The sequence below is a fragment of the Variovorax sp. GW821-FHT09A10 genome, assembly GCF_059418385.1.
In genome coordinates this window covers 197,543-219,627 of record NZ_JBWKPT010000002.1, presented here as the reverse complement: position 1 = coordinate 219,627, position 22,085 = coordinate 197,543, and the positions used below count along the sequence as shown (strand labels likewise).

General features: G+C 68.9%; 23 protein-coding genes. 12 read left to right on the top strand and 11 right to left on the bottom strand.

Annotated features, from left to right (window positions below; genetic code table 11):
- Positions 1-17 precede the first annotated feature (17 nt).
- The 3 genes from AC07Q9_RS07830 to AC07Q9_RS07820 all read right to left on the bottom strand — a co-directional run bounded on the left by AC07Q9_RS07830 (position 18) and on the right by AC07Q9_RS07820 (position 2,905).
- Positions 18-1,049 (bottom strand): sulfonate ABC transporter substrate-binding protein, encoded by a 1,032-nt coding sequence (locus tag AC07Q9_RS07830; protein WP_495308590.1) that lies wholly within the window; start codon positions 1,047-1,049, stop codon positions 18-20.
- 122 nt (positions 1,050-1,171) lie between these two features.
- The gene (gene ssuE, locus AC07Q9_RS07825; RefSeq protein ID WP_070060842.1) at positions 1,172-1,756 is read right to left on the bottom strand and encodes an NADPH-dependent FMN reductase; all 585 of its coding nucleotides are present in this window, start codon (positions 1,754-1,756) and stop codon (positions 1,172-1,174) included.
- 99 nt (positions 1,757-1,855) lie between these two features.
- Positions 1,856-2,905: a sulfate ABC transporter substrate-binding protein gene (locus AC07Q9_RS07820; protein ID WP_495308588.1), complete on the bottom strand. Its 1,050-nt coding sequence runs from the start codon at positions 2,903-2,905 to the stop codon at positions 1,856-1,858.
- Positions 2,906-3,043: 138 nt separating this feature from the next.
- On the opposite strand from AC07Q9_RS07820, the gene AC07Q9_RS07815 reads away from it, so the two are divergent.
- From AC07Q9_RS07815 to AC07Q9_RS07805, 3 genes are read left to right on the top strand one after another with little or no spacing between them, the layout of a single operon-like run.
- Positions 3,044-3,319, top strand: coding sequence for an oxidative damage protection protein (locus AC07Q9_RS07815; protein WP_013541095.1), 276 nt, complete (start codon positions 3,044-3,046; stop codon positions 3,317-3,319).
- A gap of 7 nt (positions 3,320-3,326) precedes the next feature.
- Positions 3,327-5,135: an FAD-dependent 5-carboxymethylaminomethyl-2-thiouridine(34) oxidoreductase MnmC1 gene (mnmC1, locus tag AC07Q9_RS07810; protein WP_495308587.1), complete on the top strand. Its 1,809-nt coding sequence runs from the start codon at positions 3,327-3,329 to the stop codon at positions 5,133-5,135.
- Between the two features lie 60 nt (positions 5,136-5,195).
- On the top strand, positions 5,196-6,107 hold the full coding sequence (locus tag AC07Q9_RS07805; RefSeq protein WP_492676895.1) for a transglutaminase family protein: 912 nt from the start codon (positions 5,196-5,198) through the stop codon (positions 6,105-6,107).
- 24 nt (positions 6,108-6,131) lie between these two features.
- On the opposite strand, the gene AC07Q9_RS07800 is transcribed toward AC07Q9_RS07805, so the two are convergent.
- The 4 genes from AC07Q9_RS07800 to AC07Q9_RS07785 form a co-directional block, all read right to left on the bottom strand.
- On the bottom strand, positions 6,132-7,346 hold the full coding sequence (locus tag AC07Q9_RS07800; protein ID WP_495308585.1) for a glycerophosphodiester phosphodiesterase: 1,215 nt from the start codon (positions 7,344-7,346) through the stop codon (positions 6,132-6,134).
- Between the two features lie 156 nt (positions 7,347-7,502).
- Complete coding sequence (locus tag AC07Q9_RS07795) at positions 7,503-8,426, bottom strand: crotonase/enoyl-CoA hydratase family protein (protein WP_495308584.1); 924 nt, start codon at positions 8,424-8,426, stop codon at positions 7,503-7,505.
- A 91-nt stretch (positions 8,427-8,517) separates the two neighbouring features.
- Positions 8,518-9,993 carry a sensor histidine kinase gene (locus AC07Q9_RS07790; protein ID WP_495309940.1) on the bottom strand — a complete coding sequence of 492 codons (1,476 nt, stop codon included), beginning with the start codon at positions 9,991-9,993 and terminating at the stop codon, positions 8,518-8,520.
- Positions 9,994-10,072: 79 nt separating this feature from the next.
- Positions 10,073-10,801: a response regulator transcription factor gene (locus AC07Q9_RS07785; RefSeq protein ID WP_495308582.1), complete on the bottom strand. Its 729-nt coding sequence runs from the start codon at positions 10,799-10,801 to the stop codon at positions 10,073-10,075.
- Between the two features lie 97 nt (positions 10,802-10,898).
- Between AC07Q9_RS07785 and AC07Q9_RS07780 the strand changes: the two genes are divergently transcribed.
- The 4 genes from AC07Q9_RS07780 (at position 10,899) to msrA (ending at position 13,462) form a co-directional block, all read left to right on the top strand.
- Positions 10,899-11,522: a cytochrome b/b6 domain-containing protein gene (locus tag AC07Q9_RS07780; RefSeq protein ID WP_495308580.1), complete on the top strand. Its 624-nt coding sequence runs from the start codon at positions 10,899-10,901 to the stop codon at positions 11,520-11,522.
- Positions 11,519-12,313, top strand: a complete 795-nt coding sequence (locus tag AC07Q9_RS07775) for a molybdopterin-dependent oxidoreductase (protein ID WP_495308578.1) — start codon at positions 11,519-11,521, stop codon at positions 12,311-12,313. The genes AC07Q9_RS07780 and AC07Q9_RS07775 overlap by 4 nt, the downstream gene beginning before the upstream one ends.
- A gap of 108 nt (positions 12,314-12,421) precedes the next feature.
- Positions 12,422-12,673, top strand: coding sequence for a pentapeptide MXKDX repeat protein (locus AC07Q9_RS07770; RefSeq protein WP_159271664.1), 252 nt, complete (start codon positions 12,422-12,424; stop codon positions 12,671-12,673).
- An 87-nt stretch (positions 12,674-12,760) separates the two neighbouring features.
- On the top strand, positions 12,761-13,462 hold the full coding sequence (msrA, locus tag AC07Q9_RS07765; RefSeq protein WP_495308575.1) for a peptide-methionine (S)-S-oxide reductase MsrA: 702 nt from the start codon (positions 12,761-12,763) through the stop codon (positions 13,460-13,462).
- Positions 13,463-13,481: 19 nt separating this feature from the next.
- On the opposite strand, the gene AC07Q9_RS07760 is transcribed toward msrA, so the two are convergent.
- Together AC07Q9_RS07760 and AC07Q9_RS07755 are read right to left on the bottom strand one after the other, a co-directional pair.
- A complete protein-coding gene (locus AC07Q9_RS07760; protein WP_495308574.1) occupies positions 13,482-14,777 on the bottom strand; it encodes an acetyl-CoA hydrolase/transferase family protein in 1,296 nt (431 codons plus the stop codon).
- A gap of 8 nt (positions 14,778-14,785) precedes the next feature.
- A complete protein-coding gene (locus tag AC07Q9_RS07755; RefSeq protein WP_495308573.1) occupies positions 14,786-15,688 on the bottom strand; it encodes a LysR substrate-binding domain-containing protein in 903 nt (300 codons plus the stop codon).
- Between the two features lie 139 nt (positions 15,689-15,827).
- Between AC07Q9_RS07755 and AC07Q9_RS07750 the strand changes: the two genes are divergently transcribed.
- Together AC07Q9_RS07750 and AC07Q9_RS07745 are read left to right on the top strand one after the other, a co-directional pair.
- Positions 15,828-16,232, top strand: coding sequence for a RidA family protein (locus AC07Q9_RS07750; RefSeq protein ID WP_495308571.1), 405 nt, complete (start codon positions 15,828-15,830; stop codon positions 16,230-16,232).
- Entirely contained in the window at positions 16,229-17,323 is a 1,095-nt protein-coding gene (locus tag AC07Q9_RS07745; protein WP_495308570.1) for an oxidoreductase, read from the top strand. Before AC07Q9_RS07750 ends, AC07Q9_RS07745 begins: the two co-directional genes overlap by 4 nt.
- Here AC07Q9_RS07745 and AC07Q9_RS07740 read toward each other — a convergent pair.
- Positions 17,320-18,492, bottom strand: coding sequence for an NAD(P)/FAD-dependent oxidoreductase (locus AC07Q9_RS07740; protein ID WP_495308568.1), 1,173 nt, complete (start codon positions 18,490-18,492; stop codon positions 17,320-17,322). The genes AC07Q9_RS07745 and AC07Q9_RS07740 overlap by 4 nt on opposite strands.
- Positions 18,493-18,569: 77 nt before the next feature.
- Here AC07Q9_RS07740 and AC07Q9_RS07735 point away from each other — a divergent pair, with 77 nt between their 5' ends.
- The gene (locus AC07Q9_RS07735; RefSeq protein WP_070060857.1) at positions 18,570-19,463 is read left to right on the top strand and encodes a LysR substrate-binding domain-containing protein; all 894 of its coding nucleotides are present in this window, start codon (positions 18,570-18,572) and stop codon (positions 19,461-19,463) included.
- A 6-nt stretch (positions 19,464-19,469) separates the two neighbouring features.
- On the opposite strand, the gene AC07Q9_RS07730 is transcribed toward AC07Q9_RS07735, so the two are convergent.
- Positions 19,470-20,498, bottom strand: coding sequence for an aldo/keto reductase (locus AC07Q9_RS07730; protein ID WP_495308566.1), 1,029 nt, complete (start codon positions 20,496-20,498; stop codon positions 19,470-19,472).
- A gap of 122 nt (positions 20,499-20,620) precedes the next feature.
- Between AC07Q9_RS07730 and AC07Q9_RS07725 the strand changes: the two genes are divergently transcribed.
- Both AC07Q9_RS07725 and AC07Q9_RS07720 read left to right on the top strand, forming a co-directional pair.
- Positions 20,621-21,094, top strand: a complete 474-nt coding sequence (locus AC07Q9_RS07725; protein WP_495308563.1) for a GNAT family N-acetyltransferase — start codon at positions 20,621-20,623, stop codon at positions 21,092-21,094.
- Between the two features lie 48 nt (positions 21,095-21,142).
- Positions 21,143-22,024, top strand: coding sequence for an alpha/beta hydrolase (locus tag AC07Q9_RS07720; protein ID WP_495308561.1), 882 nt, complete (start codon positions 21,143-21,145; stop codon positions 22,022-22,024).
- The last annotated feature ends 61 nt before the right edge of the window (positions 22,025-22,085 follow it).

The following is a 22,085-nucleotide window of genomic DNA, read 5'->3' as shown; positions in this document are numbered from 1 at the left end:
GGGTCCTTCGAATCTGTTCAGGGCTGGGCCGTGACGACCGCGTCGCTGACCTTGATGGGCTTGGGAATGAGCTTCAGCGCGTAGAAGGTGTCGGCGATCTGCTGCTGGTCGGCCGCGACGGCCGCGGTGATCGGCTTCACGTTGAACTCGTAGCGGCGCAGCGCCAGCTCCACCACATCGACGGGCAGGCCCTGCAGCGGCGCAATCAGCTCGGCGGCCTGGCGCAGGTTCTTCTTGAGCCAGATGCCCTGCTCGACCGAGTCGGCGAACAGCGCGTCGATCACCTGCGGGTGCTTCTTCACGAAGCCGCGCTCGCCCAGGTAGTACTGGTAGTTGTTGACCACGTCCGGTGCGCCATCGGCCAGCACGCGGGCGCCGGTGGCTTTCTCGGCGGCGGCCTGGAACGGGTCCCAGATCACCCAGGCGTCGACGTTCTTGCTTTCGAAGGCGGCGCGGCCATCGGCGGGCGCGAGGTACACGGGCTGGATGTCGGACAGCTTCAGGCCGTTTTTCTCCAGCTGCTTCACGAGCAGGTAGTGCACGTTGCTGCCCTTGTTGAGCGCGACCTTCTTGCCCTTGAGGTCGGCCACGGAGCGGATGGGCGAATCCTTGGTGACGAGGATGGCCTCGGCGCGCGGCGCGGCCGGGTCGTAGCCGAAGTAGACGAACTTCGCCCCCGCGGCCTGCGCGAAGATGGGCGGCGCCTCGCCGACATAGCCCACGTCGACCGCACCCACGTTCAGCCCTTCGAGCAGCTGCGGGCCGGCCGGGAACTCGACCCACTTCACGCCGAAGCCCAGCGGCGACAGCTTCTTCTCGAGCGTGCCCTGTGCCTTCTGCAGCACGAACAGGCTGGCCGACTTCTGGTAGCCGATGCGCAGCTCGCCCTTGGGCTTGCCTTGCGCATGTGCCGAGGCGGCGGAGATGAAGCTCACGATCAACGCGATGGCGGTGACGACGATGGCGCTGATGGCCAGGTCGCGCAGCGCCTGCCAGAAGGAGCGCGGCGCGACTTCGAACACGGAGTCTTCGGGAGCGACGGGGTTCATGCGAAATTCCTTGGTGCAAAAACGTGAGGCAAAGCGATCCCCCGGCCGCACACAGGCGGCTTTGAAAAACGGGGAACGGAAAGAAGTCTGGCCGGGGCCGGGTTCAGCGAGGAACCCGGTCGTCAGACGCTACATCGCACACGGGAGAAAGGAACCGGCTCGAAGCCGTGCGTGGCCGGCAGCTTCAGGCCTTCGGTCGCGAGCACCTCGACGGCCTCGTTCAGGCGCTCCGCCAGGTCGTGGTGCACCTGGTAGGCGTTCTCGGGCGTCAGCGCGATCTGCGAATCGCTCGCGTAGACGCCCGGCAGGATGTGGCGCGCCGACAGCGACTGCAGCACGGGCCGCAGTGCGTAGTCGAGCGCGAGCATGTGGTGCGGGCTGCCGCCGGTGGCCAGCGGCAGCACCGTCTTGCCCTTGAGCGCGTTCTGCGAGAGCAGGTCGAGAAAGACCTTCAGCACGCCGCTGTAGGCCGCCTTGTAGACCGGCGTGGCCACCACGATCACGCGGGCCGCCGCCACCTGGGCAATGGCTCGCTCGATGGCCGGATGCGCCCACTCGGCCAGCAGCAGCGCTTGCGCCGGCAGGTCGCGGATCGCGAGCCGCTCGATGCGCGCATGGCGTTGGGCCAGCCGCTCGCCCACCGCGTCGAGCAAGGCGGTGGAACGGGACGGGGCCGAGGGGCTGCCGGCAATCAGGAGAACGGACACGAGAAACTTTCGTTGGGCTTCAGGAGAAATTCAGGGCGAAGCGATCCCCGGCGCCCTCCCATGGGGTGCCACCAGCGATCGATTCCGGCGCAGCTGCGCTTACTTCTGCTTGGGTGCGTAAATTTGATCGAAGGAGCCGCCGTCGGCGAAGTGCTCCTTGTCCGCCTTCGCCCAGCCACCGAAGGCCTGGTCGATGGTCACCAGCGTCAGCTTGGGGAACTGCTTGTCGTACTTGGCCTTGGCCTTGTCGGACGTCGGGCGGTAGAAGTTGCGGCCCGCGATGTCCTGGCCTTCGTCGGAGTACAGGTACTTCAGGTACTCCTCGGCCACGGCGCGCGTGCCCTTCTTGTCGACCACCTTGTCGACCACCGCCACGCTGGGCTCGGCCAGGATGGAGATGGACGGCACGACGATCTCGAACTTCTCGGGGCCGAATTCCTTCAGCGCCAGGAAGGCTTCGTTTTCCCAGGCCAGCAGCACGTCGCCCACGCCGCGCTGCACGAAGGTGATGGTCGAGCCGCGCGCGCCGGTGTCGAGCACGGGCACGTTCTTGTACAGGTTGCCGACGAATTCCTTGGCCTTCGCTTCACCGCCGTACTTGCGCTTGGCGAATTCCCAGGCGGCCAGATAGTTCCAGCGGGCGCCGCCCGAGGTCTTGGGGTTGGGGGTGATCACCTGCACACCGGGCTTGACCAGGTCGTCCCAGTCCTTCAGGCCCTTGGGGTTGCCCTTCTTCACCAGGAACACGATGGTCGAGGTGTAGGGGGCGGAGTTGTGCGGCAGGCGCTTTTGCCAGTCGGCCTTGACGAGGCCGCCGTGCGTGGCCAGGGCGTCGATGTCGCCGCCCAGCGCCAGCGTCGCCACGTCGGAATCGATGCCGTCGATGATCGAGCGCGCCTGCTTGCCCGAGCCGCCGTGCGACTGCTTGACGCTCACGTCCTGGCCGGTCTTGGCCTTCCAGTACTTGGCGAAGGCCTGGTTGTAGTCCACGTACAGCTCGCGGGTCGGGTCGTACGACACGTTCAGCAGCGTCACGGGGCTCTTGGCACCCGCCGCGCCCTGCGAAAACGACGGCAATGCCGACAGGGCCAAGGCACCGGCCACGCCGGCACCCAGGGAAAGCTTGATAAAGTCGCGGCGAAGGCTCATGGTGTCTTGCTCTTAAAAAGGCATATCAATGAAGCCACGTATTCTGAATACGACATATAGGAACTGGAACGACCAAGTTTTCAGTTCTTAATAGCCAAATCAACTAAGCAACCGCTTTCCCCCACAAGAGGCAATCAAATGGCACGCATGGTTCAGTGCATCAAGCTCGGCAAAGAGGCCGAAGGACTCGACTTTCCGCCGTACCCCGGCGACCTGGGCAAGCGCCTGTGGGAAAACGTCAGCAAGGAAGCCTGGGCCGCCTGGCTCAAGCAACAGACCATGCTGGTCAATGAAAACCGGCTGAACCTGGCCGACCTGCGCGCCCGCCAGTACCTGGCTCGCCAGATGGAAAAGCACTTCTTCGGCGAAGGCGCCGACGTGGCGCAAGGCTACGTTCCCCCTCCCGCGGCCTGAGTCCGGCGTGGCCGCCGACGGCACCCCGCTCGGCGCGCGCTCCGGCGACACCCCTCCCCTCGACAACGACACACCGGCGCTTTCGCGCCGTGTGTTTTTGGACGGCTGTGGCCTGCCCGCCGCCTGGTCCGGGCGCCCGCAATGGCGGATTCTCGAAACCGGCTTCGGGCCGGGCCTTCATTTCCTGACAACCTGGCAGGCTTGGCGCGCCGACCCCCACCGGCCGCGCCTGCTGCATTACGTCGCGGTCGACGCCCATCCGGCGCCGGCCGGCGATCTGCTGCGCGCCGCTGAAGCCGACCCGGCCCTCGCGCCGCTCGCCGAGGAGCTGACCCGCCAATGGGCCGGGCTGCTGCCGGGCTTCCACCGGCTGGCCTTCGACGACGGCCGCGTGCTGCTCACGCTGTGCGTGGGCGAGCTGCAGCCGATGCTGCGCGCGCAACGCTTCGAGGCCGACAGTCTCTTCCTCGACGGCTTCGGCCCGGCGATGGCCTCACCCGACACGCTCAAGGCGGTGTCGCGCTTCGCCCGCCAGGGCACCGGCCTCGCGGCCCGCACCGACGACGACGGGGTGCGCCATGCGCTGGCGCAGAACGGCTTCCAACTCGACCCGCGCCCCGGCAACCTACGCGGCGTGTTCGCGCCCGCCTGGACCGTCCGGCGTCGCCAGCCAGTGCGTGAAGGTGTCGACGCGCCCGGCCATTGCGCGGTGATCGGCGCCGGGCTCGCGGGTGCGGCAGTCGCGGCCAGCCTTGCGCGGCGCGGCTGGCGTGTGACGGTGCTCGATGCAGCCGACGTGCCGGCCTCCGGCGCGTCGGGCCTGCCGGTCGGGCTGCTGGCGCCGCATGTGTCGTCCGACGACGCCTTGCTGTCGCGGCTCACGCGCGCCGGCATCCGTGCCACCTGGAGCGAACTGACGCAGCGGCTCGACCCCGACCGCGACTGGGGCGCTCACGGCTCGCTTGAACGCCGGCCCGACGGCGACGTGCGCGTACCGCCCGGCTGGAGCGCGGACGGGCTGAACGAATCCTGGCCCGCACAGCCCGACCAACTCGCGGCGGCCGGCCTACCGCCCGACACGCCGGCGCTCTGGCATGCGCGCGCGGCCTGGGTGCGGCCGCACCGGCTGATCGCCGCGTGGCTGCGCCAACCGGGCGTCGAATTCCGGGGCAACTGCCACGTGGCGCGTCTCGCACGCACGGACGGCGGCTGGCAGCTGTTCGACGACACCGGCGCCTTGCTCGCCGAAGCCGACCGCGTCGTCGTGGCTGCAGGCTTCGCATCGCACCGCTTCGCGCCCGACCTGCCATTGCAACCCGTGCGCGGCCAAGTCGCCTGGGGCCGCGCCGCCCCCACCGCCCTGCCCGTCACCCCCATCAACGGCGACGGCCACCTGATCGCCGGCGTGCCCGACGGCCAGGCGCCGCAGCCGCTGTGGCTGATCGGCGCCACCTTCGACCGCGACAGCACCGACCTCGCCCCCACCGACGCAGACCGCCTCGCCAACCGCGAACGGCTCGCGCGCCTGCATCCCGGCGCCGCCACCGCGCTGGCGCCCGCCTTCGAACGCGAAGACGTGCACGCCTGGGTCGGCGTGCGCTGCGCCTCGGGCGACCGCCGGCCGCTGGTCGGCCCGCTGGCCCCGGGGGCCGACGAGGGCCTGTGGGCCTGCACCGCGCTGGGCTCACGCGGCCTGAGCTTTGCCACCCTGTGCGCCGAGCTGCTGGCGGCGCAGTGGCATGGCGAGCCGCTGCCCTTGCCCGCGACGCTCGCCAAGGCGCTGGGCACGCAGCGGCTCTGGCCCGGATCGGACTGAATCGGCGCGTTCTGGCTTTCCCGTCACCCGAGGTCACGCGCGCACCGCACAATGCGCGCCATGGCCATCCAGTACGACATCACCCACACCACCGTCTACCGCTACAACAAGCCGGTGACCTTCGGCTTGCACCGCGTGATGTTCCGTCCGCGCGACAGCCACGACCTGCGGGTGCTCGCCACCGACCTGCAGGTGAGCCCGCAGGCCCTCACGCGGCTGATCCAGGACCCGTACTCGAACTCCGTCGCGCTGGTGCAGCCGCTGGGCGAAGCGACCGAGCTGCGCATCGTCTGCTCCTTCACCATCGAGCACGTGCCGCCTTCGCAGCGCGACCTGCTCACGCTCGACCCGTCGGCCGAGTTCCTGCCCTTTGCCTATTCGGTGCAGGAGCGCCTGGACCTGGAGCACTACCTGCGCCCGCACCACAACGACGACGCCAACGGCACGCTGATCCGCTGGGCGCACCAGTTCCTGCACACCGACCAGCCCAACAGCACGCGCGATGTGCTCACGCGCATGAACGCGCACATCGGCCAGAGCTTCGAATACAAGGCGCGCGACGAGGAAGGCACGCAGACGCCGCTCGAAACGCTGGCGCTGGGCAGCGGCAGCTGCCGCGACTACGCGCTGCTGATGATGGAAGCCACACGCCGTCTCGGCATCGCGACGCGCTTCGTCTCGGGCTACCTCTACGACGCCTCGCTCGACAGCGACGCCACCGGGCAGGCCCCCGGCGAATCGGTCACCGGCGCTGGCAGCACGCACGCGTGGCTGCAGGCCTACCTGCCGGGCGCGGGCTGGCTGGCCTTCGACCCGACCAACAACCTCATGGGCAGCGGCCAGCTGATCCGCGTGGGCGTGGCGCGCGACCCCGCGCTGGCGGCGCCCATCTCGGGCAGCTGGTACGGCGACGCCGAAGCCTATGAAGGCCTCGAGGCCACGGTGGTGGTGAAGCGCCGCAAGGGCGGCTGAGCGCCCTTCCTTTTCAGGTTCGACTTATTTCGGCTGCGCCGCGCGGTACGCCTTCACCGCCGGCACGGCCGTGGCCGCGCTGTCGGCAAAGAAGCCGTCGATGCCCGCGTCGAGAAACGCCTTGATCTCGCCGGCGGTGTCGCCGTACACGATCGGGTCGGTCTTGGGCGCCTTCTTCAGGCTGTCGGGCAGGAAGTTGTTCTCGGGCCGCACCGTGAAGATGTGGACCAGCAGCTTCTTGTCGTGCGCGTCCTTCACGAGCGTGGTCGGCGCGCCGAGCTTGCCGTCGACCACCGGGATCACGCGCGCCTTGGCCGGGCCGATGCCGTTCGCATACGTCGCGATCTCGGCCAGGCCTTCGGGTTTCACGAGGTCGGCATAGGTGCGCTTGTCGTTCAGCGCCACCAAGTCATACGGCGCGCCCTGCCCGTCGATGAGCTGGACGATCTTCACCGTGCTCTTCAGGCGGATGTCCTTCAGGTTGCCGGTTTCGAAGGACTGCACGAACACCGGCGCGTCGGCCTTGTCGAGGTCGTGCTTGTGCAGCGTGTCGAGCAGCTTCTTCTCGAGCGGCAGGCCGATCGAACGGAAGTAGGTCGGGTGCTTGGTCTCGGGGTAGATGCCGATCACGCGGCCCTTGATGACCGACTGCGCCTTGGCGAGCTGGATCACTTCGTCGAGCGTGGGCACCTGGAGCTGGTCGAAAGACACGTTGGCCGGGCGCAGCGCCGGGATGCGTTCGCGCGCCTTCAGCTCCTTGAGTTCAGCCAGCGTGAAGTCTTCGGTGAACCAGCCGGTGACCTGGCGGCCGTCGATGACCTTGGTGGCCTTGCGGTCGGCGAACTTCGGCACTTCGGCCACGTTCGTCGTGGCTTCGAGCACCTTGCCCGCGGCATCGACGATGGCGATGGCGTTCTCGTGGCGCGCGACCAGCTCGCCGTCCTTGGTGGGCACGAGGTCGGGCTCGATGAAATCGGCACCGTCGTCGATGGCCTGTTGGTACGAGGCCAGCGTGTGCTCGGGCCGCAGCGCGGGCGCGCCACGGTGGCCGATGACGAGCACGGGGGCGGCCTCGGCCGGTGCTGGCGCCGGGGCGGGCGCAGGTGCCGGCGCCGGGGGCGAGACCGGCGCGAGGGGCCACATCGGCATGCCACCGCCGCCGTTGCCACCACCGCAGGCGGCCATGAATGCGCAAGCGCAGGCCGCGAGGGCCGTGCGCGAGAAATTGAACAACTGCATTGAAATCCTCCCCTTTTGTATCCATCGAAATGGATGCGCCATCTTTCCGCCGTCAACGTGACGGGCGGCAGGCGCGGCGGATCATCAAGGGGAGATATGTCTGTCGCGTGACATGCGGGCAGGCATGCTGTCACGCGGCGCCACGCGACCGTGCGCTCAGCCGCGCGCAGCCAGCTTTGCCTCGAGCTCGGCGATGCGCGCCCTGGCTTCGTCGCCTTCGGGAATCGGCCGGCCGCTGTCGCGCCACTGCACCGCGCTCTTGAAGCCTTCGGCCTCGGCCTGGCGGCGGAACCATAGGCCCTCGGGGTTGTGGCGCGTGATGCCGTCGAACACGGTGGCGAACATCTGGGTCTGCTCCAGCCCCATCGAATGCCAGACCTGGTTGACGACCATCTTGTGCATCATGAGGTGCGAACTGGGCACGCCCGCGATGCGCTGCGCGAGCGCCAGCGTGGCCTCGTCGAGCTGCGCCGCGGGCACCGCGAAGTTGGCCAGGCCCCAGTCGGCCGCCTGCGTGCCGGTGATGGTGTCGCCCGTGAACATGAGCTGCTTGGCGCGCAATGCGCCGAGCCGGTAGGTCCACATCGCGGTGGTCGGGCAGCCCCACACGCGCGTGGGCATGTAGCCGATGCGTGCGTCGTCAGCCATGGTGAGCAGGTCGCAGCACAGCGCGATGTCGCTGCCGCCGGCCACCGCGTAGCCGTGCACCTTGGCGATGGTCGGCTTGCGGCAGCGCCACAGCGACATGAAGTCTTCGGTGTTGCGCTTCATGGCGGCGTAGTCGAGCATCGGGTCCCACGGCGTTTTCTCCTGCCGGCAGGGATGGTCGCCCTGGCCTTCGCGGCCGTGGCCTTCGGCGTAGTCGCCCAGGTCGTAGCCGGCGCAGAAGGCGCGGCCCGCGCCTTCGACCACGATCACGTGCACCTCGTCGTCGGCCTCGGCCCATTCGACCGCGCGGCGGATGTCGGTCGGCGTGCTGTCGCCGATGGCGTTGAGCTTCTCGGGGCGGTTGAGCACGAGGCGTGCGATGCGCGGGTGCTGCGGGTCCTTGTCGATCAGGACGGTCTCGAAAGCGGGCATGGTCGGTGGTCTCCTTCTGTTCTTGGGGGGTGATGCCGCTTCGCTTGTAGCATCGCCCGCCGCCCGCTGGCAAACCCGTCGACCGCCGGGCTCAACGCCCTGTGGCGCCCCCGAGCCGGAACAGGAACACCGCGCCCTTGCCCGGCTGCGGCACAAGGCGGATGTCGCTGCCGTGCAGCTGAAGGATGCGCTGCACGATCATGAGCCCCAGCCCGCCGCCACGCGCACCGCCATCGGCAAAGGCCGGCCGCGTGAACAGGCCCTTCTGCAGCTCGCCCGGAATGCCGGGACCGGTGTCGCTCACCTGCACCGCCACGCCGGCGTCGGACGGGCGCAAGCGCACCTCGATCTCGCCGCCGGCCGGCGTGTGGCGGATGGCGTTGTCCAGCAGGTTGGTCAGCACGCGCTCGATCATGCCGAGGTCGGCCGACACCACGGGCAGGTTCGGCGCGATGTCGGGCTTGAGCTGCTGGCGCCGCGCCTCGGCCGCGAGCTCGAACTTCTGGAACACGTCCTGCACGAGGTCGGCGAGCGCGAAGTTCTCTTTCTCGGGCTTGACCACGCCGTACTCGAGCCGTGCCAGCTCGAACACCTCCTGCGCGAGCCGGCCCACCTTGCGGCTCTGGCCGAGCGCAATCTCCAGGTAGCGGCGGCGCTCTTCCTCGCTGAGCGTGCCGGCCTTGAGCAGCAGCGTCTCGAGGTAGCCGTGCAGCGAGGTGAGCGGCGTGCGCAGGTCGTGCGAGATGTTGGCGAAGAGCTCGCGGCGCTGGCGGTCCTGCAGGCTGAGTTCGCGCCACTGCTCGGCAATGCGGCGCGTCATCTGCGCAAAGGCCTGCTGCAGCTGCGCGATCTCGTCGTCGGCGTGGCGCGGCGGCGCGGGCATGGGCGCCTCGCGCTCCAGCGCCGCAATGCCCTCGGCCTCGAAGCGGCGCACCGCCGCCGTCAGCTCGCGCAGCGGCCGGGTGATGAGGCGGAACGCCACCAGCCCGGCGATGAGCCCCAGCAGCGCCACCAGCGCCATCGACCACAGCGTGGTGCGCAGCACGGTGTCGGCCGAGAGGTTGGCGGCCAGCGCGTCGTGGTCTTCGCCTTGCAGCACCACGTACACATAGCCGGCGTCGCGCCCGCCCATGCGCAGCGGCGCGGCGCTGAAGACCTTGGCGCCGTCGGGGCTGCGCGGGTCGTCGCCCGCGATGGGGAGGCGCTCGCCGGCCAGCAGCCGGCGGATGGGGTCGAGCGCCACCTTGTCGCGCTTGAGGTGCCCGGGCGGCGCGGCCTGGGCCTCGATGTGGCCGTCGGGCCCCAGCACGTAGACCTCGACGCTGGGGTTGACGGTCATGAGCTTGTCGAACAGGTCTTTCACCGCCACCGGGTCGAGCCCGCCGGGTTTCATGAGTTCGGCGTTCTGCGCGATGTGGGCCGCGAGCCCCAGCGACAGGCGCTGCGTCACCTCTTGCGCGTGCTGCGCACCGGCGCGCATCTGCAGCCACGCCGAGGCCCCGCAGCAGGCCAGCAGCAGCACCGCGAACGCGATCGACAGGCGCCGCGACAGCGTGGCCCAGGCCATCGTCATTGAAGCACCCTTGGCGCTTCGCGCCTTCCCGCCAGGCGGGAGCGAGCTTGCTTGGGGCGGCCCGGCGCGGCGCTCATACGTCGCCCTTCGGTGCAGCGTCATCGGCCGCGAGCTTGTAGCCGCGCCCCCACACCGTGAGGATGCGCCGCGGCGCGGCCGGGTCGGCCTCGACCTTGGTGCGCAGCCGGTTGATGTGCGTGTTGACCGTGTGCTCGTAGCCGTCGTGCTGGTAGCCCCAGACCTGGTTGAGCAGGTCGAGGCGCGAGAACACCTTGCCGGGATGGCGCGCAAAGAAGTACAGCAGGTCGAACTCGCGCGGCGTGAGCTCGATGGGCTTGCCGTCGACGCGCACCTCGCGCGCCAGCGGCTCGATGTCGAGGTTGCCCAGCGTGAGGCTGCCCGACTCCAGCCGGGCGTTGCGCGCCAGTGCGTCGGTGCGCCGCAGCAGTGCCTTCACGCGCGCCACCAGCTCCAGCACCGAGAAGGGCTTGGCCAGGTAGTCGTCGGCGCCCAGCTCCAGCCCGAGGATGCGGTGCACCTCGCTGGAGCGTGCGCTCACGATGATGACGGGCGTGTAGCGCGCCATGGCGCGGGCGCGGCGGCAGATCTCGAGGCCGTCGATGCCGGGCAGCATGAGGTCGAGCACCAGCGCGTCCCACTGGCCGCGCTCCAGTGCGCGCAGGCCGGCGTTGCCGTCGGCGGCGTGCTCGACCGCATAGCCCTCGTCGCGCAGGTGCATGCGCAGCAGCTCGGCAATGTGGGCGTCGTCTTCGACGATCAGCACGCGTTTGGCGGTGTCCATGGCCGCGATTGTCCCGCGAGACGCCCCTCGGAGTTATCACGAATCTTTGAACTTTGCGTGATGAATCGGCGAGGGGGTGCGCCCAACAATCCGGCCCATGCAGACACGCTCCGCCCCCGACCAGCGACCGATCCACCCGCTGTGGATGCGCGTCACGCACTGGCTCAACGCGCTGGCCGTGCTGGTGCTGGTGACCAGCGGCTGGCGCATCTACAACGCGGCGCCCTTCCTTGCCTTTCGCTTTCCGGCCGCGATCACGCTGGGCGGCTGGCTCGGCGGCGCGCTGCAGTGGCACTTCGCGGCGATGTGGCTGCTGGTGTTCAACGGGCTCGTCTACCTGGTACTGAACCTGGCCAGCGGTCGCTTCGCGCGCAAGTTCTTTCCGCTCACCCCGGCCGGTCTCTGGCGCGACGCGCGGGCCGCGCTCGGCGGCAGGCTCTCGCACGCCGACCCGCGCCACTACAACCATGTGCAGAAGCTGGCCTACCTGTTCGTGATCGTCGACCTCGTCGCGATCGTGCTGTCGGGGCTGGTGCTGTGGAAGTCGGTGCAGTTTCCGATGCTGCGCGAACTGCTGGGCGGCTACGAAGCCGCGCGCCGCGTCCACTTCGTGGCGATGGCCGCCCTGGTGGCTTTCGTCGCCGTGCACCTGGTGATGGTGGCGCTCGTGCCCCGCACCCTGCTCACCATGCTGCGCGGTCTCGCGCCCCACACCCCATGAGCCTCTTTTTCAAACGCCCTCCCCTGGTCGGTGTCGACGGCGACGCCGTGGTGCGCGAAGCCCGCGCCCTCATCGAGCGCCGGCTCGATGCGCCCTCGCGCCGCCTGTTCCTGCGCCGTTCGCTGACGCTGGGCGGCCTGTCGATGCTCACCGGCTGCAGCATCAGCGACGACAGCCACGTGGAGGCCGCACTGACCAAAGTCTCGCGCTTCAACGACGAGGTGCAAGGCTGGCTCTTCAGCCCGACGCGGCTGGCGCCGACCTACACCGAGGCCGAGATCACGCGCCCCTTTCCGTTCAACGCCTACTACGGCGAGGACGAGGTCCGCGAGGTCGACGAAGCCACCTACCGCCTCGAAGTGAGCGGCATGGTCGCCGACAAGCGCCGCTGGACGCTCGCCGAGCTGCGCGCCCTGCCGCAGCAGGACCAGATCACGCGCCACATCTGCGTCGAAGGCTGGAGCGCCATCGGCAAGTGGGGCGGCGTGCGCTTTGCCGATTTCCTGCGCCACGTCGGCGCGGACCTGAGCGCCAAGTACGTCGGCGTCCAGTGCGCGGACGACTACCACACCAGCATCGACATGCCCACCGCGCTGCACCCGCAGACGCTGCTGACGCTGAGCTACGACGGCCAGCCGCTGCCGCCGAAGTACGGCTTCCCGATGAAGCTGCGCATGCCGACCAAGCTTGGCTACAAGAACCCCAAGCACATCCAGGCGATGTACGTGACCAACACCTATCCCGGTGGCTACTGGGAAGACCAGGGCTACAACTGGTTCGGAGGGAGCTGAGGGGCTGCCGCAGCCGCTCGACTGCCGAAGAAAGCGCGAGGCCGAATTCCGACAGGGAACCAGGCCGATCTCGACAACAAAACCCAACCTCAACTCAGGAAGACCCAAATGAACAAGCTCACCGCCACCCTCCTCGCCACCTGCATGGCCTTCGCCGGCGCCTCGGCCTTGGCCGCGGACGACATGGCCAAGGACGGCATGAAGAAGGACAGCATGGCCAAGGACGGGATGAAGAAAGACGCCATGGGCAAGGACGCCATGAAGAAGGACGGCATGGCCAAAGATGGCATGAAGAAAGACGCCATGGGCAAAGACGAAATGAAGAAGGACGCGATGGGCAAGGACGAGATGAAGAAGTAAGCCGCCTTCTCCCCGGCCCCGCCGCCATTGACGGCCGGCGGGATCGGGATCACTGTTCCTTTCTTGCGCTCCCTACGAAAGACCGCCATGAAATCCTTCGCCATCGCCGCCGGCGCGCTTGCTGCCGCCGCCTTCGCCTGGCACGCAGCTCCGTCCTTTGCCGAGACCGCGCGCCGCGTGCCCGCACCGACGGCCGACCTTGCTGCGCCCGCCGGCGCCACCACCGCCACCGCCGTGTTCGCGGGCGGCTGCTTCTGGGGCGTGCAGGGCGTGTTCCAGCGCGTCGAGGGCGTGAGCAATGCGCTCTCGGGCTACGCGGGCGGCGAGGCCCGCACCGCGCGCTACGACGAGGTCGGCTCGGGCCGCACCGGCCATGCCGAGGCCGTGCGCATCAGCTACGACCCACGCAAGGTCAGCTACGGCAAGCTGCTGCAGATCTATTTCTCGGTGGCACACGACCCGACCGAACTCAACCGCCAGGGCCCCGACACCGGCCCGCAGTACCGCTCCACCGTGTTCGCCGAAAACGCCGAACAGGCCCGTATCGCCAACGCCTACATCGCCCAGCTGAACCAGGCCAAGACCTTCGGCAAGCCGCTGGCTACCACGGTCGAGGTGTCCAAGCCCTTCTATGCGGCCGAGGACTACCACCAGGACTACCTCACGCTGCACCCGAACCAGCCCTACATCGCGATCAACGACCTGCCGAAGATCGACGACCTGAAGAAGCTGTTCCCCGAGAGCTACAAGGCCACGCCGTCGTTGGTGCGGGCGGCCAAGGCCAGCTGAGCGGCGCTCTGCGCCACGCTCACAGCAGCCTGGCTTGCTTCGCCTGCTCCGTCAGCTCCGCCCGGAAGTCCGGGTGCGCAATCGCGATCAGTTCCTGCGCGCGCTGTTTGGCCGACTTGCCGCGCAGCTGCGCCACGCCGTATTCGGTGACGACGTAGTTGATGTCGTTCTTGCTCGTGCTCACATGCGTGCCGGGCGACAGCGAGGGCACGATGCGCGAAATGGTGTCGTCCTTCGCCGTCGAAGGCAGCACGATGAAGGCCTTGCCGCCGCGCGAGCGGTTGGCCGCGCGCACGAAGTCCGACTGCCCGCCGGTGCCCGAGTACGGCGCATGGCCCAGGCTCTCGGAGCCGCACTGGCCCAGCAGGTCGATCTGCATGGTGGCGTTGATGGCGATGAGGTTGTCGTTCAGCCCCGCCAGCGCCGGGTCGTTGGTGAAGTTCACCGGGTGCATCTCCAGCCCCGGGTTGCGGTCCATGAAGCGGTACAGCTTGTTCGATCCCAGCGCGAAGGTCGCGACCGACTTGCCCGGCAGGTAGTTCTTGCGGCGGTTGGTGACCGCGCCGCTTTCCACCAGCGTGAGGATGCCGTCGCCGATCATCTCGGTGTGGATGCCCAGGTCGCGCTTGCCCGTGAGCTGCATCACCACCGCGTCGGGAATGCCGCCGTAGCCGATCTGCAAGGTGGCGCCGTCGTCGATCAGGTCGGCCACGTGCTTGCCGATGGCTTCCTGCACCGGGCCGATCTTCGGCAGGCCGACTTCCATCACCGGCTCGCTGCTCTCGACCAATGCCGCCACCTGCGAGATGTGCACGTGGCAGTTGCCGTGCGCGTAGGGCACGTTGGGGTTCACCTCGAGCACGACCGCGCGGGCCTTCGCCACGGCGGCCATCGTGTAGTCGGGGCCCAGGCTCAGCGCGAAGTAGCCGTGCGCGTCCATCGGCGAAGCCATGCTGAACACCACGTCGGCCGCGATCTGCCCGCGCTCGATCTGCGCCGGGATCTCGGAGAAGTAGTTCGGAATGAAGTCGATCCAGCCCGCCTGCCCGCCGGCGCGCGTGGCACCGCCGAAGAACAGCGCGACGTGGCGCACGTGCTCGACCGTCTCGGGGTCGATGTAGGCGTACTTGCGCATCGCCAGGATCTGCGCCACCTTCACGTCGCGGAAGTCGCGGCGCTGCTCCGACAAGGCGGTGAGCAGCGAGGGCGGCTCGCCGACGCCCGTGGGCACGATGATCATGTCGCCGTTGCGCACCTGGCGCACGGCATCGGCGGCGGAAACGCGCTTTTGCGCGTACAGGGTCTGGGCAGTCATGCCTGCCACTATGCCTTCTTTTCGGCGCCGCCGAACTCGCGGTGCACCCAGTCGCGCAGCACGGCCGTCGCGGGCCGGCTGGCGGCGCGCGGGCTGTAGACCAGGTCGTAGCGGTAGCTCTCCACCGACAACTCGAGGGGCTGCACCAGCAGGCCCGACGCCAGCTCGTCGGCCACCAGCGCCAGGCTCAGCAGGCCGACGCCCTGCCCCGCGACCGTGGCCTGCACCGCGTGGATCTCTTCGGTGAACGACAGGCCGGCCTGCGCATCGACATCGGTGCGGCCCGCGCGCGCGAGCCAGGTGCGCCACACGGGCGCCAGCGTTTCGTCGCGCCCCGCGCGGCCCCATTCGAAATGGATCAGCGAGACGGCCTTCAGGTCCTGCCGCGCCGCGACAGCCAGCGCGGGGCTGCAGACCGGCGCGTAGTGGTCCTGGAACAGCGGCTCCACGACCAGGTCGGCGTAGCGGCCGTTGCCGTAGCGGATCGCCGCATCGGCCTCGGTGTCGAGGTCGACGACCTGGTTGGTGGCGTCCAGCCGCAGCGTCCATTCGGGATGCAGGTCGCGGAAGGTGCCCGCGCGCGGCGCCAGCCGCCGGGCCATGAACCCGACCGTGGACGACAGCGTGGCGATGCGCGTGCCCTTCAGGCGGCGCACGCCGTCGACGGCGCGCTCGAAGCTGTCGAAGCCGTCGCGCAGCGCGGGAAACAGCTGGTGGCCGGCCGCCGTCAGGTGCACCTGCCGCGTGCCGCGTTCGAACAGGCGCACTTCGAGTGTTTCCTCGAGCTGCTTGATCTGGTGGCTGACGGCGGTGGGCGTGACGTGCAGTTCGTCGGCAGCGGCCTTGAAGCTCAGCCGGCGGGCCGCGGCCTCGAACACACGCAATGCGCCCAGGGGAGGAAGTCTTCGCATGCAGACAGATTAGCTCAACTCATCCATCGGCTGAAAAATCAGCCTTTGTCGGGCGCCCTCTTCTTCCCTAAATTTCAAGGGTCGCGGGAAGAAACCACTTCCACGGCTGATCTGAAATTCACCATCAAAGGCACCTGTCATGCAACTGCAACCCAAGCAAATCCACACGCAACCTGACCCCTACGCGCCCTTCCTGCTGTCGCAGGCCATCCAGCTCGGCAACCTGGTCTTCGTGTCCGGCCAGGCCGCGATCGGCGACGACGGCGAGATCGTCGGCAAGGGCGACTTCGACCGCCAGGCCGAGCAGGCCTTCAAGAACCTCGACCGCGTGCTGCGGGCCGCCGGCACGGGCCTGGGCAACGTGGTCAAGGTGACGATCTTCCTGACCTCGATGAAGCACTTTCCGAAGATCGTCGAACTGCGCCGTCAGTGGTTCTCGGCGCCCTACCCGGCCGACACCATCGTGGAGGTCTCGGGCCTGTACTCGCCCGACGCGATGATCGAGATCGAGGCCATCGCCGTCGCGCCCGGAGACGCCCGATGAGCACGCCGCTGCTCGCGCCGGCGAAGCTGCACGGCCTGCAGCTGCCCAACCGGCTCGCCGTGGCGCCGATGACGCGCGTCAGCGCCTCGCCCGAGGGCCACGCCAACGGCACCATGGCCCGCTACTACGAGCGCTTTGCGCGGGGCGGCTTCGGGCTCGTCATCACCGAAGGCATCTACACCGACACGGCATACGCGCAAGGCTATGCCCGCCAGCCCGGCCTGAGCGATGGCGAACAGGCCCGTGCGTGGCGCCCGGTGGTGAAGGCGATCCAGGGCGCGGGCGGGCGCGCCATCGCGCAGCTCATGCATGCGGGCGCGCTGTCGCAGTTCAACCGCTTTCGCGACCACACGGCGGGGCCATCGGCCGTTCGTCCGCTGGGCACGCAGATGACGGCCTACCGTGGCGAAGGCGAGTACCCGGTGCCCCGCGCGATGACCGATGCCGACATCGCCGAGGCGATTCGCGGCTTCGCCCGGGCGGCGCTGCTGGCCATGGAAGTGGCGGGCTTCGACGGCGTGGAGATCCACGGCGCGAACGGCTACCTGCTCGACCAGTTCCTGAACGGCCACACCAACACGCGCACCGACCGCTGGGGCGGTGCCCTCGCGCAGCGCGTGCAGCTCACGGCCGAGGTGGCGCGCGCCGTGCGGCAGATGCTGGGCGCCTCGGCACCGGTCGGTGCGCGCATCTCGCAAGGCAAGGTCAACGACTTCGGCCACAAGTGGCCGGAGGCTGAAGCCGGCGCATCGACGGTGTTCGGGGCTTTGGCGCACAGCGGCATCGACTACCTGCACGTCACCGAGTTCGAGGCCTGGCGACCGGCCTTCGGCGACGCAGGGCCGAGCCTGCTGCAGCTCGCGCGCCGCCACGCGCCCGGCCTTGCGATCGTCGCCAACGGCAGCCTGCACGACCCGGGGCGCGCCGAGGCGGCGCTCGCAGATGGCGCCGACTTCGTGGCGCTGGGACGCGGCGCGCTGTCGAACCCCGACTGGCCGCGACGCCTGAAGGAAGGTCGCGCGCTCGCCGCCTTCGACCCGGCGCTGCTGTCGCCCGTGGGGGACATCAAGCCGACGGAGCAGCAACCCTAGATGATGTTCTTCTCGATCAACGGTCGGTTCTCGAGGATGCGCGCGAACGACAGCGGCGACAGGTCGAGGCTGCGGTAGCCGCCGAAGCGGATCAGCTCCGCGATGCCACGCCCCGCCGCCGGGCACTGCTGCAGCCCGTGGCCCGAAAAGCCGTTCGCGAAGTACAGGTTGTCGCAGTCCGGATGCAGACCGAGGATCGCGTTGTGGTCGAACACGTTCATCTCGTAGTAGCCGGCCCAGGCGCCGGTCATGCGGACGGCTTCGAAGGCCGGGATGCGTTCGGCCAGCGCCGGCCAGATGAAATTCTCGAAGGCCTCGTGGTCGACTTCGAGCGGTGCGTCGTCGGGGTCCCGGTCTTCGGGCGGCGCAAAGCCGCAGATGAACTGGCGGCCTTCGGGCCTCAGCCAGATGCCGGAGGTGTCGATCACCAGCGGGCAACCCGGCAAGGCGCTCGGGCATGAAAAGCTGAACACGCTGCGCCGTCGCCCGTGCACGGGCAGCGCGATGCCCGCCCACTGCGCGACCGGCGCCGCCCAAGCGCCCGCCGCGTTCACGACGATGTCGGCATGCAGCGTGTCCCCGCCGTCGATCTGCACGCCGGTGATGCGGCGGCCCTCGCGCTGCAGGCCCGTCGCCTGCGCCTGCACATAGCGCACGCCTTGCGACACCGCCTTCTTGCGAAAGGCCTGCAGCAGGCTGTAGCCGTCGTACCAGCCCTCGCCCGACAGGCCGAGCGATGCCAGCGCGATGCCCTCGGTCGAGAGCCACGGGAAGCGCGCCTTCAGTTCATCGGGCGTCAACAGCGCCACGTCCACCGCATGCGCCTTCTGCGTCGCGTGGTTCTCGCGCAGCACGTCGACACCGGCCGCCGAGGCCAGGTACAGGTAGCCGGGCTCGACCAGTCCGATGTCCGGCACGTCGTCGCCCACGCGCAGGGTCTCGCCCAGCGCGCGGAAAAACTCGATGCCGTAGAGCGACATCTCGATGTTGATGGCGGTGGAAAACTGCTGCCGTATCGAGCTGGCCGACAGCGCCGACGAGGCCTGCCGGTACGAGAAGTCGCGCTCCACCACCGTGATGTCGAAGGCCTCACCCGCCGGGTCGGCGCCCAGGAAGTACGCGATGGCCGAGCCGATGGCCCCGCCGCCGATGATCGCCACACGCCGCATGTGATGCCTTTCCGTGTCTTCGGTGTCCGGGCCCGGGCCGTTGCCCGGGCCGCGCACGCTCCCGCCAGAATAGCGCGATGAGAAAAGACATTCCCAACCTCGGCGCGCTGCAGGCCTTCGAGGCCTCGGCGCGCCTGGGGAGCTTCACCCGCGCGGCGACCGAGCTGGCGCTCACGCAAAGCGCGGTCGGGCGCCAGGTGGCGATGCTGGAGCAGCGCCTGGGCGTGCCGCTGTTCTCCCGCGTGCGCAAGCGGCTCACGCTCACCGACGTGGGCCGCGAGTACGCCGCGCGCATCCGCCGCCACCTCGACCAGATCCGCCGCGACACGCTGGAGATCAGCGCCGGCCACGAGATGGGCTTCGTGCTCGAACTGGCCGTGGTGCCGACCTTCGCCACGCAATGGCTCATTCCGCGGCTGCCCGATTTCAGCCGACTGCACCCGAACATCACGGTGAACCTGTCGGCGCGCTCGCAGCCCTTCTCGTTCCAGGAAAACGCGTACGACGCGGCGATCTACTTCGGCGACCAGTTCTGGCCGAACACACGCGGCGGGCTGATCTTTTCCGAAGGCGAGATGGTGCCCATCTGCAGCCCCGCGTTCCGCGACGCGCAGGCCCGGTGGGACGAAGCCGGCTTCGAGCGCTGCCGCCACGTGCACCTGAGCACGCGCGCCCATGCGTGGCGCGACTGGTACGCGCAGCAGGAATGGGAGTACACGGTGCATGCCTCGCGCGGGCCGCGCTACGAGCTGTTCACCATGGTGGTGGCCGCCGCGGCGGCGGGCATGGGTGTGGGGCTGGCGCCGCGCATCCTGGTCGAGCAGGAGCTGCGCACCGGTGAACTCGTGATTCCGGTGGACCGGCACCTGGACGTGCATCAGGGCTACTACTTCGCATACCCCGAAGGCCGGCCGGCCTCCGGGGCGCTGGAGCAGTTCAAGCAGTGGGTGCTGGGGCTGACACCCGACTGAACCCGGTCAGACAGGGTTCGGGTTGCGTTCCTTGAAGCCCTGCTGGTGCCAGTACGGGTAGGTGCGCGTGGTCGCGCTGGCCGCATCGAGCTCGGCCACCTGCGCCGGCGTGAGGTTCCAGCCCACCGCGCCGAGGTTCTGGCGCAGTTGCGCCTCGTCGCGCGCGCCGACCACCACGCTGGACACCGTCGGACGCTGCAGCAGCCAGTTGAGCGCGACCTGCGGCACCGTCTTGCCGACCTCGGCGCCGACTTTTTCGAGCGCCTCGACCACGCGGTACAGCAGCTCGTCGGGCACGGGCGGGCCCATGTCGGCCGTCACGTGCAGGCGGCTGTTGGCCGGCAGCGGCTGGCCGCGGCGGATCTTGCCCGTGAGCCGGCCCCAGCCCAGCGGGCTCCAGACCACCGCGCCCACGCCCTGGTCTTGCGCCAGCGGCATCAGCTCCCACTCGTACTCGCGCCCGACCAGCGAGTAGTAGGCCTGGTGCGCCACGTAGCGCGCATAGCCGCGCTGCTCGGACACTGCCAAAGACTTCATCAGGTGCCAGCCCGAGAAGTTCGATGTGCCCACATAGCGCAGCTTGCCCGCGCGCACGAGGTCGTCGAGCGTGGACAGCGTTTCTTCGACCGGCGTGCTGGCATCGAAGCCGTGCAGCTGGAACAGGTCGATGTAGTCGGTGCCCAGCCGCTTCAACGACGCGTCGACCGCTTGCACGAGGTGATGGCGCGACGAGCCCACATCGTTCGGGCCCTCGCCGCTGCGGAAGGTGGCCTTGGTCGAGATCAGCAGCCGGTCGCGGGGCCGGCCCTTGATCGCCTCGCCCAGCACCGATTCGGCGGCACCGCCCGAGTAGATGTCGGCGCTGTCGAACATGTTCACGCCGGCGTCCATGCAGATGTCGATGAGCGTGCGCGCCTCGGCCACGTCGGTGCTGCCCCATGCGCTGAAAAACTCGCCCTTGCCACCGAAGGTGCCGGTGCCGAAGCTCAGCACGGGGACCTTGAGGCCTGATTTGCCCAGATGACGGTATTCCAAAGTTCTACTCCTTCAATCAATGAACTGACGAACCAGATGAATGACGCGGCCATTGTTGGCCGCCGCGCAGAACCCCGTCGCGCGTCGGGCTTTGCGGCGCTTCGGCTCGCTACGATCGAACGATGCAGATCTCGATCGAAAACCCGAATCAGCCCGACGTCGTCCAGCTCATCGACGACCTCGATGCGTACCAGAAGCCGCTGTACCCGCCCGAGAGCCACTACGGCATCGACATCGCCGCGCTGTCGGCGGCCCATGTGCTGTTCGCCGTCGCGCGCGACGCGGCCGGCACGGCCATCGGCTGCGGCGCTGTCGTCATGAACCCCGGCTATGGCGAACTCAAGCGCATGTACGTGCGCCCGCAGAACCGCGGGCAAGGCGTCGCGGCCAAGGTGCTGGGCTTTCTCGAAGCCGAAGCGGCGGCACGCGGATGCGCGATGTTCCGGCTGGAGACGGGCGTGAGCCAGCCCGAGGCGCTGGCCTTCTATGCGCGTGCGGGGTATGCGCGGCGCGAGCGCTTCGGCGACTACCCGGACGATCCGTTGAGTGTGTTCATGCAGAAAACGGCCGCGACAGCCACACCCCATCGCCCCTAAGATCGCCCCGGCTTCCGCCACCACGGTCATCACAACAAGGAACACCACATGCAGACAAGAGGGATTCTTCGCCGGCTCATGTTCACAGCGGGCTGCGCCCTGCTGCTGGGGTTGTCAGGTTGCGGCGGCGGAGGGGGTGGTGGGGGCGGCGGAGGCGGTGTGGCGATGCTGCCGCTGCCACCGGCCGGCGGCACGCCGACACCACCGCCCGCGGACACCGGGCGCGGCCGGGTGGTCAGCAGCTCGATGAAGTCGACCGCCACGGACGCGACCTACCCGATCCAGGTCTACCTGCCGGCCGGCTACGACGGCGCCACGGCGAGCTACCCCACGGTCTACATCACCGATGGCGACGCCGTCTACAACCTGAGCGTGACGCGCTTCCAGAACTTCACCGACATCCTCGAGAAGGCCGGCAAGAAAGCCATCGTGGTCGGCATCGGCGGCACCTCGCGCCGCAACACCGACTACCTGATGCCGGGCGCCAAGGCGTACCACAACTTCCTCACCGGCCAGCTGGTGCCGCACGTCGAATCGAACTACCGTGCCAACCCGGCCAGGCGCATGCTCTCCGGCCTGTCGAACGGCGGCGTCTTCACGCTCATCGCCTTCTTCACCGAAGGCGCGGCGGGCACGTTCACCTTCCAGAATTTCTTCGCGTCCGACCCGCCCGCCGCCGGCGCGCGCGGCCAGCTCGATCCGCTCGAAAGCCAGATGTACGCCAACAGCAGCACGCGCGACATTCCCGTGACCCTGCTGCTGGGCTATGCCATCGGCAACGTCGGCGGCCCGGAGATCACCGCGCTGCGCGACCAGATCGCCGCACGCAACTACAAGGGTCTGCAGCTGAGCCTGAAGGGCTACGAAGGCGGGCACACGCCGATGGACTTGCCGTCGTTCCAGGACATCGTGGCGCGATTCATCGATTGAAGCCTGGGGTGCGGGCTCAGGGTTTGTCCTGATCCTGCCCCCTGTCGAATCGCGGCGGGCT